Genomic DNA, 13,884 nt, shown 5'->3' on the forward strand with positions numbered 1-13,884 from the left:
AAAGGGAGCCTTGCATAGCGAACCGGGTGTTCCAAGATCATCTTGGCGACCTGTAAGCAAATGGCAAGGTCTCTGCAGGGGTGCGGCAAGGATGGCGGAAAACCGCTACAGCGGACGGCAGGAATCCGCCAGCGTCCTGACCAGGCCCCTGCAAGGGGGGTGCCGCAGGATTCCCGTCATCGGACACCACCGCTGATCGGGGAGGCCATGAACCCGCTGGACGACTGCCCTGCCACCCTCCGCGACCACCGTGCTGCGGGCCGCTCGTGAGGGCTTCTGCAACGGGAACGCCCGCCGTGCTCTTCCCCGGTCAGGGCTCCCAGACCCGCGGCATGGGTGCCGGCCTCTTCGAGCGGTTCCCCGAACCGACCGCGCTCGCCTGCGACGTGCTCGGCTACGACCTCGTGCGGCTGTGCCTGGAGGACCCGGACGGCCGCCTCGACGACACCCGCTACACCCAGCCCGCGCTCTACGTCGTCAACGCCCTGGCCTACCAGGACTCGCTGGAGCGCGGCGAGCCCGAGGGCGGGTACCTGCTGGGCCACAGCCTGGGGGAGTACAACGCCCTGCACGCCGCCGGGGCCTTCGACTTCGAGACCGGACTGAAGCTCGTCGTCAAGCGGGGCGAGCTGATGGCCCGGGCCTCGGACGGGGGCATGCTCGCCGTCGTGGGGCCGGACGCGGACGAGGTGCGGGCCTTCCTCGCCGAGGAGGGGCTCGCGCGGCTCGACGTCGCCAACATCAACACCCCCGTGCAGACCGTGCTGTCCGGGGCCCTGGACGAGATCGAGCGTGCGCACAAGACGCTCGACGCGCGCGGGACCCGGGTGGCCCGGCTGAAGGTCTCGGCCGCCTTCCACTCGCGGTTCATGGCCGCCGCCCGCGACGAGTTCGCCGCCTTCCTCAAGGGCTTCCGGTTCGCGCCGCTGCGGGCCACGGTGATCGCCAACCTCACCGCACGGCCGTACACCGACCAGGACGCCGCCACGACGCTGAGCGACCAGATCAGCGGATCGGTGCGGTGGCTGGACAGCGTCCGCTACCTGCTCGCGCACACCAGCGCCGACCGCTGCCGCGAGGTGGGCGGGAAAGGAGTCCTCACCCGCATGATCGGGCAGATCGACGCGGTACCCGCCCACCGGACGCCCGAGCCGCAAGCGCAGCCGCAGCCGCAACCGCCGTCGCGGCGGCGCCTGTTCTGCGTCGCCTACGCCGGAGGCGACGAGCGCGCCTACGCGGGACTCGCCGCGGCCTGCCCGGACGTCGACGTCGTGACGCTGGAGCGCCCCGGGCGCGGCCGCCGAGCCGCCGAGCCGCTCCTGTTGGACCCCGCCGCGATCGTCGACGACCTGCTCGGGCAGGTGCGGGACCGGCTCGACGCCCCCTACGCGCTCTACGGCCACAGCCTCGGCGCCCGGCTGGCCTTCCTGCTCTGCCGCCGGCTGCGCGCCGAGCGGCTGCCCGCACCGGTCCACCTGTTCGTCTCCGGAGAGTGCGGACCGGCGATCCCGAGCCGGGAACGGCACACCTGGGAGCTGTCGACCGACGCCTTCTGGGAGCACCTGCGCGAGCTCGGCGGCATCCCGGAGGAGCTGTGGGAGCACCCCGACCTGATGGCGTACTACGAGCCGATGATGCGGGCCGACTTCACCGCGCTGGGCGCCTACCGGCACGAGGAGGCCGCGCCGCTGGACGTGCCGATCACCGCCATGACCGGCGAGGACGAGCGCTTCACCCGAGCCGACCTGGACGGCTGGCAACGGGAGAGCACCCGGCCCCTGGCCGCACACCGGTTCCCCGGCGGCCACTTCTTCATCCGTTCCCAGTGGCCCGCGCTGGGCCGGATCGTCGCCGCCGGGCTCGCGCCCGCCTGACACCGCCGCAGCAGCGCAGAGTCCACGCGCGCCGGACACCGGCACGCGCCCCGAATCGACCATCGCGAGGGTGACGCACAGCCATGAAGCAGGAACTCAAGAAGCACATGGAAGAGCAGTTCATGTTCGAGTTCGACTCGGACATCACCGAGGACACCGACCTGTTCAAGGCGGGCATCCTCGACTCGTTCGGCTATATCTCGCTGATGGGGCACATCGAGGAGAAGTACGCGGTGCCGCTCGGCGACGAGATCCTCGGCAACGTCATGGTCTCGCTGTCCGGCATCGTCGAGTTCGTCGACGCCGCCCGCGCGCGGGCCGCCGGGAGCAGGTGACCCGATGTGCGGCATAGCCGGCTTCTTCCAGAGCCCCCTGCCCCCGCAGGAGTACGAGACCCTGATCCACGGCATGCTCGCCCAGATCGAGCACCGCGGCCCCGACGAGGCGGGCTGCTTACTCGACGACCGGCTGGCCATGGGCACGGTGCGGCTGAGCATCATCGACCTGGCCACCGGCTCGCAGCCGGTCGGCAGCGCCGACGGCCGCTACTGGCTGTGCTACAACGGCGAGCTGTACAACTACCGGGAGCTGCGTGAGCAGCTGACCGCCCGCGGCTTCGCCTTCCGCACCGAGTCCGACACCGAGGTCGTGCTGGCCGCCTGGGTGGCCTGGGGCCTGGACTGCCTGCCCCGCTTCAACGGCGCCTTCGCGTTCGCCCTCTACGACAGCGTCACCGGCGAACTGCACCTGGTGCGCGACCGGTTCGGCAAGCGGCCCCTGTTCGTCGCGCGGCACCGCGGCGCCTGGCTGTTCGCCTCCGAGATGAAGGCGTTCCTGGCCTACCCGGACTTCCGCTTCGCCTTCGACGAGGCGCAGCTGGCGTCGGTCTTCGCCACCTGGACCCCGCTGCCCGGCCAGAGCGGCTACCACGGGATCGAGCAGATCCCCATGGGCGAGTACCTGTCCCTGCGCGGCGACGAGGTCCGGCGCGGCCGCTGGGCCACCCTCGACCTGGCCGCGGGCCCGGCCCCGCAGAGCGAGCAGGAGGCCGTCGAACTCGTCCGCGCGGACCTCGAAGCCGCGGTCGACGTGCGGCTGCGCAGCGACGTCGAGGTCGGCGTCTACGCCTCCGGCGGCCTGGACTCCTCGATCATCGCGCACCTCGCGGCGCGGCGGACCGACCGCCCGCTGCGGACGTTCTCGATCGAGTTCGAGGACGCCGAGTTCGACGAATCGGCCGAACAGGCCGCGCTCGCCGCGCATCTGGGCACGCACCACTCCACGGTGCGGGTGACCGACGAGGACGTCGTCGACGCCTTCCCCGAAGCCGTCCGGCACGCCGAGGTGCCCGTCTTCCGCACCGCCTTCGTCCCCATGTACCTGCTGGCGGGCCATGTCCGCAGCGAAGGGATCAAGGTGGTGCTCAGCGGCGAGGGCGCCGACGAGGCGTTCCTGGGCTACGGCATCTTCAAGGACACGCTGCTGCTGTCGACCTGGCACGAGCTGGACGACGACACCCGCCTGCGCCGCATGAGCCGGCTCTACCCGTACCTGCGCCACCTCAGCGGCGAGGAGGGCCACCGCCGGATGCTGGGCCTCTACCGGCAGTTCACCGAGGAGACCCTGCCCGGCCTCTTCTCCCACCAGATGCGGTTCCAGAACGGCCGCTTCGCCGCCCGCCTGCTCAAGAACGCCGGCGACCCCTTCGCGGCCCTCACCGAACTCGTGGCCGAGGAGCCCGGGTACGCGCGGCTCACCCCCGTGCAGAAGGCCCAGTGGCTGGAGTTCCGCACCCTGCTGAGCGGCTATCTGCTCTCGACGCAGGGCGAGCGGATGGCGCTGGCCCACGGTGTGGAGAACCGCTGCCCCTTCCTCGACCCCGCGGTCGTCCGCCGCGCCGCCTCGGTCAATCTGCGCTTCGGCGACCCCTACGACGAGAAGTACCTGCTCAAGCGAGCCTACGCCGAGGTGCTGCCGGAACGGATCGTCAAGAAGGGGAAGTTCCCCTACCGCGCCCCGGACAGCGCCGCGTTCGTCCGCTCCCGCCCGGATTACCGCGAGCTGCTGACCGACCCCGGCACCCTCGACGAGATCGGCGTCCTCGACGCGCGCTTCGTGCGGCGGTTCACCGACCGCGTCTTCGACAGCCCGCCCGAGCAGATCGGCACCAAGGAGAACCAGACCTTCGTCTGCCTGGCGTCGACGGTCTGGCTGCACCACTGGTACGTCCGCGGCAACGCCCGCAACCGGAGCCCGCTGGGGGTCCCCCTTCACGTCGTCGACCGGCGCAGCGGCGCCCAGTCGGCCTAGGACGAAAGAACGCGCCATGACCAAGGAGAACGACGTCCTCGCCGACGACCGGGACATCGCCGTCATCGGCCTGTCCCTGCGGCTGCCCGGCTCGCGCACGCCCGAGGAGTTCTGGAGCCATCTGGCCGCGGGCCGCTCGCTGATCAGCGAGGTACCCGAGCGCCGCTGGCGCAAGGAGGACCACCTCGGCCACCCGCGCCGCGAGTTCAACAAGACCAACAGCGTCTGGGGCGGCTTCGTCGACGACGCCGACTGCTTCGACGCCGACTTCTTCCAGATCTCCCCGCGCGAGGCGCGCTCCATGGACCCGCAGCAGCGGATGGCCCTGGAGCTGAGCTGGCACGCCCTGGAGGACGCCGGCTACCGGGCCGACCGCGTCGCGGGCTCCGCCATCGGCGTCTTCATGGGCGTGTGCCACTGGGACTACGCCGAGCTGATCGAGCAGGAAGTCGAGGAGATCGACGCCTACTACCCGACCGGCGCCGCCTACGCGATCATCGCCAACCGGGTCTCCCACCACTTCGACCTGCGCGGCCCGAGCGTCGTCAACGACACGGCCTGCGCCGGCTCGCTCGTCGCCGTGCAGCAGGGGGTGCAGGCCCTCCAGGCCGGGGACTGCGATCTCGCGCTGGCCGGCGGGGTCAACCTGACCTGGTCGCCGCGGCACTTCATCGCCTTCGCCAAGGCGGGCATGCTCTCGCCCGACGGCCTGTGCCGGGCCTTCGACGCCGACGCCAACGGCTATGTGCGCGGCGAGGGCGGCGGCATCGTCCTGCTCAAGCGGGCCGCGGACGCCCGCCGCGACGGCGACGCGGTGCACGCCGTGATCAAGGGCATCGGCAGCAACCACGGCGGGCGCACCAGCTCGCTGACCGTCACCAACCCGGCCGCACAGGCCGAACTGATCGCCGGGGTCTACCGCAGGGCCGGCATCGCGCCCGAGACCGTCAGCTACGTGGAGACCCACGGCCCCGGCACACCCGTCGGGGACCCCATCGAGGTCCGCGGCCTGAAGCAGGCGTTCGCCGACCTGGCGGCCGACCGGCCCGAGCCGGCCGCGGCGCACCGGTGCGGCATCGGCTCGGTGAAGACCAACATCGGCCACCTGGAAGGGGCCGCCGGCATCGCGGGCATGCTCAAGGTCATCCTCGCCATGCGCCACCGCAAGCTGCCCGCGACGGTAAACTTCCGCAAGCTCAACCCCCTCATCAAGCTGGACGGCAGCCCGCTGTACGTCCTCGACCGGCTCACCGACTGGACCGCCGAAGGGTCCGCTCCGCTGCGCGCGGGCGTCAGCTCCTTCGGATTCGGCGGGACCAACGCCCACGCCCTGCTGGAGGCCGCGGACCCGGTGGCCGCCACCGAGGACACCGGCGAGCAGTGGCTCCCGGTGTCCGCCAGGGACACCGACCGGCTCCGCGAGACCTGCGACCGGCTCGCCCGCTGGGTCCGCACCCGGATCGAGCAGGGCGACGCCCCGTCGCTGACGGATGTCGCCCGTACGCTGCGCGAGGGCCGGGTGCCGCTGCGCGAGCGCGTGGTGTTCCGGGCGAGCGGCGTCGAGGAGTGGGCGGCGCAGCTGGAGCGCGTCGCCGCGGGGGAGGAGCCGCCCGCAGACTGCCCGCGCGGCCGGGCCGGCGCCGAAGCCCCCGAGGGCCTGGACGCGGACGATCTGACGGCCCTGGCCGAGCGCTGGCTCGCGCAGGAGAGGGGGGACAAGTTCGCGGCCGCCTGGGTCCAGGGCCTGCCCGTGGACTGGGCGCAGTGGCCCGAGCGCGGCCGCCGGGTGCATCTGCCCGGCTATGCGTTCGCCCGTACGCCGCACTGGTTCCAGCCGACCCGCGACGATGCGGCCGCACGGCCGGAGCGCGAGGCGACGGACACCGGGCCGGAGGACGGCGCGACGGACCTCGCGCCCGCCGCGCCCGCCCCGCTCGGCGACGGCGAGGCGCACGGAGGCGGTTGGACCTTCCCCCTGCACTTCGACGCCGCACAGGGTTTCGTCCGCGACCACCTCGTCAACGGCGCACGGATCGTCCCGGGCGTGCTGGCCCTGGAACTCGTCACCGCGGCGGCCGGCCGGGCCGCCGTCGCCGGCACCCGGGCCGGGCTCGCGCCCCGCATCCGCAACGCGGTGTGGATCCGCCCGCTGCTGGTCGGCGACGCCGGGCTGTTCCCGCGCCTACGCCTGACGCCCGCCGGCGACGGCTACGACTACGCGATCACCGACGGCGACGGCACGCCGTACACCAGCGGCCGGGTCGAGTACGGCGCGGCCGCCGAGGACGAGCGGACGGACCCGGACGCGCTGCGCGAGCGGTTCCCCCGGAGCGTCGACGTCGCCGAGGGGTACGCGGTGCTGCGGTCCAGCGGCATCGAGCACGGCCACGCGCTGCGCGCTCTGCACGCCCTGCACCGCGGCCCGGACGGTGTGCTGGCCGAACTGCGGCTGCCCGAGGGCACCCCGGACGGCACGGCACTGCAGCCCGCGATCCTCGACAGCGCCCTGCTCGCGGCCCTGGCCCTCGGCTCGCCCGACGGCGGCTGGCGCCGGCCCACCGCCCCCGCGGTGCCGTTCGCGCTGGACCGGCTCACCGTGCACGCACCGACGAGCGCGACGATGTGGGCGTGGCTGCGGCCGGCCGGCGGCGGCAAGGCGGCCGGGGCGACCGGGGCCGACATCGATCTCTACGACGCCGACGGCCGGCTGTGCGTGCGCCTTTCCGGCTATACGTCGAGGGAGCTGCCCGCCGCCAGGCCGGCGGCCCCGGACGGCGAACTCCTGGAGGTCACCGGCGTCTGGGAGGAGGCCCCCGCCCCGGCCCCCGCGGCCGGGCAGGCCCACCCGGCCGGTGCGGTGACGGTGCTCAACGCCGCCCTGGACGGCGACCTCGCCGCGGCGAGCGCCGCGCGGCTGGGCGTGGACGTCCGGCAGCTGGCGGTGACCGCCGACACCGCCACCGATGCCGCCGCCATGAAGACGGCGTTCGAGTCCTGCTATCCGCAGGTCCGGCAACTGCTCGGCCAGGGACGGCAGGTGCTCGTCGTGGCGCCGGGCGCCCCGGACTCGCCGGTCTACGCGCCGCTGGCGGCGCTGCTGAAGACCGCACAGCAGGAGAACCCCTCCTTCCGCGGCAGGCTGGTGCTCCTCGACGCATGCGACCCCCGCGACGCCGACCGCTTCGAGCGGGTGGTCCGAGCCGAGGCCGGTGCCGCGGACGGCACCGAAGTCGCCTACGACGCCCGGGACCGCCGCTTGCGGCACCGCTTCGTCGAACTTCCTCCCGGCGAGGCGGGCGGGACGCTGCTGCGCGACGGCGGCGTCTACTGGATCACCGGCGGCGCCGGCGGACTCGGCCTGCTGCTCGCCGAGCGGCTCTGCGAGCGCCACCGCGCCACGGTCGTCGTCGGCGGCCGCTCGGCGGACAGCCCCGCCGTCCTCGCCCTGCGGGCCCGTCTGTCCCGCGGCGAGCTGGCCTACCGCAGCACCGACGTCACGGACCCGGACGCCGTGCGGGACGCCGTCGCGGACATCCGCGCGCTCCACGGACGGCTCGACGGCGTCTTCCACGCGGCCGGTGTCCTCGACGACGGCTACCTCGCGAACAAGCCCCTCGCGGGCACCGCCGCCGTACTCGCGCCCAAGGTGGACGGCGCCACGTACCTCGACGACGCGACGCGCGCCCACGGCCTGGACTTCCTGGTGCTGTTCGGCTCCGTGGCGGGCGCCTTCGGCAACGCCGCGCAGGGCGACTACGCCGCCGCCAACGCCTTCCTCGACGCGTTCGCCGCCCGCCGGCAGGCCGCCGGCCGGGTGACCCGCTCGGTGGACTGGCCGCTGTGGGCCGACGGGGGCATGCGCGTGGACGACGCCAGCCTCGCCTATCTGCGCAAGCGCACCGGGACCGTGCCGCTGCCCAGCGGGACCGGCCTGGACGCGCTGGAGCGCGCACTGCACCCCGCCGCGCCGGTGCGCCGCGTGGTGCTCTTCGGGGAGCGCGCCAAGCTGCGCGAGTACGCGGGCCTGGACCGCGCCGCGCGGCCCGAGCCGGGCACGTCCGCGGCGGCGCGCGAGGCGGCCGCGCCGGCAGCCCTGGACGAGGGCGAACTCCTCGCCCGTACACAGGACCTGCTGCGGAACCTGTTCGCCGAGGTGACCCTGCAGGACCCCGAGCACATCCTGGCCGAGGAGAAGCTGGAGACCTACGGCATCGACTCGATCTCCATCGTCGAGCTGACCAGCAGGCTGGAGGACACCTTCGGATCGCTGCCCAAGACGCTCTTCTTCGAGTACGTCGATCTGCGGGGCGCGGCCGGCTACTTCGTCGCCGAGCACCGCGCACGGCTCCTGGAACTCTTCGCCCCCGAAGCACCCGCACCCGAGGAGCCCGCCCCGGAGAAGGCCGCCGCGGTCGCGGAGCCGCCCGCGCCCGCCGCCGAGGTCCCCGCCGCCGAACAGCCGCCCGCGACCGTGCCGGTGCCCGCGTCCGGGCCCGCCCCGGTCGTCCGGGCCGCCGACCCGGACCGCCACGACATCGCGGTGATCGGCATGGCGGGCCGGTACCCGGGCGCCGACACCCTGGAGGAGTTCTGGGAGCTGCTCAGCGAGGGCCGGCACAGCTTCGAGCCCGTCCCGGAGTCGCGGTGGCGGCACAGCGACATCTACTTCGACGAGCGCGACGTCGACGGCAAGACCGTCGTCAGGACCGGTACGTTCCTGCGGGACGTCGAGGCGTTCGATCCGCGCTACTTCAACATCTCCCAGCGCGACGCCGAGCTGCTGTCCCCTGAGGTCCGGCTGTTCCTTCAGGCGGGCGTGACGGCCCTGGAGGACGCGGGCTACTCACGCGAGACCCTGCGGCGCCGCTACGACGGCGACGTCGGCGTGCTCGTCGGCTCGATGAACAACAGCTACTCGCTCTACGGCTTCCAGAACATGCTGATGCGCGGCACCGCGACCAGCGGCAGCGAGCTGGGCGTGATGGCGAACATGCTGTCCTACCACTACGGCTTCACCGGGCCGTCGGCGTTCCTCGACACCATGTGCTCGTCGGCGTCGGCCTGCGTCCACCAGGCGGTGCGCATGCTGCGCGGCGGCGAGTGCCGGGTGGCCGTGGTCGGCGGTATCAACCTGATGCTGCACCCGTACGACCTCATCGCGACCTCGCAGGCGCACTTCACCACCAAGTCGGCCGATGTCGTGCGCAGTTACGGCCTCGGCGCCGACGGCACGATCCTGGGCGAAGGCGTGGGCACGCTCGTGCTCAAGCCGCTGGCCGATGCCGTCGCCGACGGCGACCACGTCTACGGCGTGATCAAGGGCAGCGGGATGACCAACGCCGGGGTCCGCAACGGCTTCACGGTGCCGAGCCCGCAGCAGCAGGCCCGCGCCATCGAGAAGGCGCTGGACGACGCCGGGGTCGACGCCCGCACGATCAGCTACCTGGAGGGGCACGGCTCGGCGACCTCCCTCGGCGACCCCATCGAGATCAAGGGCGCCGCCCTCGCCTTCGGCCGGCACACCCCGGACCTGGGCTTCTGCGCACTGGGCTCGGTCAAGTCCAATGTGGCGCACCTGCTGTCCGGTTCCGGCATGGCGGGCCTGACCAAGGTGCTGCTCCAGCTCAAGCACCGCACGCTGGCGCCCTCGCTGCACGCCGAGACGCTCAGCTCGGCGATCGACTTCGACCGCACGCCGTTCGTGGTGCAGCGCCGGCGCGACCCCTGGCGGCGCCCGGTGGTCGGCGGCGAGGAGGTGCCGCGCCGGGCGGGCGTGACGTCCATCGGCGCCGGCGGCATCAATGTGCACCTCGTCGTCGAGGAGTACGACGGGCAGGTCGCCGCCGCACCCGACAGCGGCCGCCCGCGGCTGCTGGTGTTCTCCGCCATGACGCCCAAGGCCCTGCAGACGGTGCTGCGCGATCTGCACGCGTACCTGCGACGGACCGCACCGGGCCTGGACGCCCTCGCGTACACCCTGCAGACCGGCAAGAACGAACTGCCGTGCCGACTGGCCTTCGTCGCCGAGGACCTCGCCGACGCCGAGGCCCGGCTGGCCCGGCTGTCCGCCGTGGACCTCACGGCGCCCTCGCCCGCCGTGCCCGCGGGCGTGCACTTCACGGCGAGCACGCTGCGGCGCCGGCGCACCGCCGACCCGGCAACCGTCGAACAGGCCCTGCGCGACGGCAGCCAGGCGGAGCTGGCGCGGCACTGGGCGGACGGCGCGAGCATCGACTGGGACCGGCTGTGGCCGGCGGGCGGCCGCCCGGCCAAGCCCTCGCTGCCCGCCTACCCCTTCGACAAGGTGCGCTGCTGGTACCCCGAGGACGACGACGCGCCCAGCGTGCTGCGGCCGCTCGCCTTCACCCGGCGCGCGCACCCCTGGGTCGGCACCAACGCCTCGGACCTCAGCGGCGTGCGCTACACCCTCCGGCTGCGCGGCGACGAACTCCTGGACTACGTCTACACCGTGGGGCGCAAGCGCCGATACGCCACGGTGGCGCTGCTGGACGCGGGCCTGGCGTTCGCCCGGCTCGCCGGTCTGGCGGGGCCGCTGCGGCTGCGGCACGCGCGATGGGCCGCACTGCCCTCGCCCGCGGACGCCCCCGAGGCGTTCACCTGGCGGCTGGGCACGTCCGACGACGGCGGGCACCGCGTCGAGCTGTGGGACGCCGACGAGGCCACCCTCCGCTTCGCCGCCGACGTCCTACCGTCAGCGCCCGCCGAGGACGCCTCGATGCCGCAGGTGCTGACCGCGCCCGAGACCCTCGACCGGGACGGCTTCCACGCCGCGCTCGGCCGCGCCGGTCTCGACGCCCGGCCGTACGCCCGCAGCGTCGAAGGCGTCACCGAGCTCGACGGCCACCGGCTGCTGGTCCGGGTCGCCGAACCGGCCATGTGCCAGGACCCGCACAAGCGGCAGGTGCAGCTCCCGGCCTGGGCGCTCGCCGGGCTGGTCCAGGGCGTCGCGCACGCCTGGGGCCGGGTCGACGCCGAAGTGGTACGGGTCGGATCGGTGCAGGGCGAGCAGTGGGAGCGCACCCGGGCGATCGTGCTGGCGCGGACGTCCGAAGCGGTCTTCCATGTGGCCTTCCTCGACGCGGACGGCCGGGTGCTGGGCCGGATCGAGGACGCCGAGTTCACCGTCGGCGGCCTTGAGCCGGCACTTCCCGGTGAGGCCGAACGGACAGTGGTGGCGCTGCCGCCGACACCGCGTCCGGCACCGCCGATGCCGACCGGCGAGGGGGAGCGGAGGCCGGTGGCCGTACCGCCGGAGCCCGCGCCGTCCGTGACCGCCGCGCCGCCCGTGACCGCCGCGGCGCCCGGGGACGCACCGGCGGCGCTGCTCGCCGCGCTCCGCGAGACCGTCGCCGACCTGCTGAAGTTCGACCTGGCCGAGATCGACCTCGACACGCACTTCCACGCGTACGGCTTCGAGTCCATCGCGCTGGCCAAGCTGGCCTCGGAACTCAACGGCATCCTCGGCACGGACCTCACCCCCGCCGTCTTCTTCGAGTGCCCCGACATCCGCAGCCTCGCCGAGCATCTCCAGGACCGCTACGGACCGGAGCTGACCCTCCCCAAGGCCGCCGACGCCCCGGCGCCGGTCGCCGCCACCCGGCCGGCTCCGGCGGCGACCCCGCAGCCGAAGCGGGCAACCGAGCCGCCGCCGGCCCCCGAGCCGGACGACGACGCGGTGGCCATCGTCGGCGCCGCCGGACGGTTCCCCGGCGCGGACGACCTGGACGCCTTCTGGCAGCGGCTGCGCGCGGGCGAGGACCTGGTCTCCGACTACCCCGGCGACCGCTTCGACGGCCCCTACGCGGACGTCGTGGCGCGGGCGGACTTCCCGAAGTACGCCGGTCTGATCGAGGACGTGGACCGCTTCGACGCGGACTTCTTCCACCTCTCCCGGCTCGAAGCGGAGCTGATGGACCCCCAGCACCGCCTGGCGCTGCAGACCGTGTGGGCCGCGCTGGAGAACGGCGGCTACGCCCCGGCGCGCCTCCCCGCCAGTACCGGCGTCTACTTCGGGGTCTCCGGCGGCGACTACCACCACCTGCTCAACGCCAGCGGCGTGGCACCCGACGGCTTCACCGCCACCGGCAACGCCCACTCCATGCTGGCCAACCGGATCTCCTACGTGCTGGACGTGAACGGGCCGAGCGAACCCGTCGACACGGCCTGCTCCAGCTCGCTGGTGGCGCTGCACCGCGCCGTGGAGAGCATCCGCTCGGGCCGCTGCGAGATGGCCGTCGCGGGCGGGGTCAACCTGCTGCTGAGCGTCGACACCTTCGCCGCGACGCAGATGGCGGGCATGCTCAGCCCGGACGGCCGCTGCAAGACCTTCGCCGCCGGAGCCGACGGATACGTCCGCGCCGAGGGCGTCGCCGCGGTGCTGCTCAAGCCGCTCGCCCGAGCCCTGCGGGACGGCGACGCCATCTGGGGCGTGGTCCGCGGCAGCGCCGAGAACCACGGCGGCCGCGCCGGTTCCCTGACCGCCCCCAACGGCAGGGCGCAGACCGCGCTGATCCAGGACGCGATGCGCGGGATCGACCCGGACGGCATCGGCTACGTCGAGGCGCACGGCACGGGCACCGGCCTGGGTGACCCGGTCGAGGTCAACGCCCTCGACAGCGCCTACCGCGCACTGCGCACCGCCGCGGGCAGGGCGCGGCAGGCGGCCCGGCCGTGCGCGCTCGGCTCGGTGAAGAGCAACATCGGCCACGCCGAGTCGGCCGCGGGCCTGGCCGGAGTGCTGAAGGTGCTGCTCGCCATGCGCCACCGCGAACTGCCGGCGAGCCTGCACTGCGACCCGCTCAACCCCCAACTGCCGCTCGACGGCGGAGGTTTCGAGGTGGTGCGCGAGCTGCGCCGCTGGGAGCCGCGCACCGACGCCACCGGGCGGCCGCAGCCCCTGCGGGCCGGTGTGAGCAGCTTCGGCTTCGGCGGCGCCAACGCCCATGTCGTCCTCGAAGCACCGCCCGCGGCGTCCGCACCGGTGGCGCCGGCCCGTCCGGCCGCCTCCCAGGCCATCGTGCTGTCCGCCCGCGACGACGGCCGGCTGCGTGCCGCGGCCGGCCGGCTGCGGGACTTCCTCGACCGGGCGCGCCGCGACGGGCACGCACCGGACCTGGCGGACCTGGCGTTCACCCTCCAGGTGGGCCGGGAGGCCATGGAAGCGCGACTGGGCTTCGTCGCCGCAGGCATCGACGAGGTGCTCGGCACACTGGACCGGTTCCTCGCGGGCGGCGAGCCCGCCGGCTGGCACACCGGCGCCCTGCGGCGCTCGCGCGGCGCCGGCGTACGACGCGAGCCGGAGCAGTCCCCCGAGGTCACCCGGGCCCTGCACGACGGACGGCTCGACCATGTCACCGCCCTGTGGTGCGACGGCGCCCCGGTCGACTGGCAGGCCGGTCATCGCGCGGGCGAGCGCCGCACCGTGCGGCTGCCCGCCTACCCCTTCGCCCGCGACCGCTACTGGGTGCCCGCGGACGGCACGGCCCCCGCCCCACCACCCGCCGCCCCCGCCCCCGCGGCCGAGCCCGCGTTCGAGACCGACGCCCGTGCGGCGCTGCTCGACGCGGTCCTCGACGGCCGGGCCGACCCGGACGCCCTGAGCCGGATCTGACGCCTCCCCTCCCCGCCTCCTGACTGGACCGGGCGGCCCGGCCGCCCAGTGACCTGGAACGGAATGAAC

The 13,884-nt window shown here is 74.0% G+C and carries 4 protein-coding genes; all 4 read left to right on the forward strand.

What is annotated here, in order from left to right:
- Positions 1–296 precede the first annotated feature (296 nt).
- Positions 297–1,874: an ACP S-malonyltransferase gene (gene fabD / locus ACZ4NB_RS05535; RefSeq protein WP_467658481.1), complete on the forward strand. Its 1,578-nt coding sequence runs from the start codon at positions 297–299 to the stop codon at positions 1,872–1,874.
- An 83-nt stretch (positions 1,875–1,957) separates the two neighbouring features.
- Complete coding sequence (locus tag ACZ4NB_RS05540) at positions 1,958–2,209, forward strand: acyl carrier protein (protein WP_467658482.1); 252 nt, start codon at positions 1,958–1,960, stop codon at positions 2,207–2,209.
- Positions 2,210–2,213: 4 nt separating this feature from the next.
- Positions 2,214–4,184: an asparagine synthase (glutamine-hydrolyzing) gene (gene asnB / locus ACZ4NB_RS05545; RefSeq protein ID WP_467658483.1), complete on the forward strand. Its 1,971-nt coding sequence runs from the start codon at positions 2,214–2,216 to the stop codon at positions 4,182–4,184.
- Positions 4,185–4,200: 16 nt separating this feature from the next.
- On the forward strand, positions 4,201–13,815 hold the full coding sequence (locus ACZ4NB_RS05550) for an SDR family NAD(P)-dependent oxidoreductase (protein WP_467658484.1): 9,615 nt from the start codon (positions 4,201–4,203) through the stop codon (positions 13,813–13,815).
- Positions 13,816–13,884: the final 69 nt, after the last annotated feature.

Source organism: Streptomyces sp. NPDC026575, from assembly GCF_055567415.1.

Coding starts and splice junctions, on each gene's coding strand:
- ACZ4NB_RS05540 (WP_467658482.1), top strand. CDS start 1,958: ATGAAGCAGGAACTCAAGAAGCACATGGAAGAGCAGTTCATGTTCGAG.
- asnB (WP_467658483.1), top strand. CDS start 2,214: ATGTGCGGCATAGCCGGCTTCTTCCAGAGCCCCCTGCCCCCGCAGGAG.
- ACZ4NB_RS05550 (WP_467658484.1), top strand. CDS start 4,201: ATGACCAAGGAGAACGACGTCCTCGCCGACGACCGGGACATCGCCGTC.